The following is a 263-nucleotide window of genomic DNA, read 5'->3' on the forward strand; positions in this document are numbered from 1 at the left end:
CTATTAATTATTCATCTATTTCCTTCGCAGAAACACAAGTAGGTAATGCAACTGATGTAACCAAAAATGCTAGTGGCATTGATACTGGTATAGCAAATCTTAAATATAATAATCAAGAGGTTTTAGCTGTAAATGGTGATAAAGTAGAGAGCTTTGTTCCGAAAGAAAGTATCAATTCAAATGGTAAATTTGTAGTAGTGGAACGCGAGAAAAAATCACTTACAACTTCACCAGTCGATATTTCGATTATTGATTCTGTGGTG

General features: G+C 33.1%; 1 protein-coding gene. It reads left to right on the forward strand.

Annotated elements, in window-relative coordinates; all coding sequences use genetic code 11:
- Positions 1–263: thiol-activated cytolysin family protein (locus SB775_RS30620; protein WP_486360723.1), on the forward strand; the 263-nt coding region annotated here is incomplete at both ends.

It is taken from the genome of Peribacillus sp. SIMBA_075, from assembly GCF_046534585.1.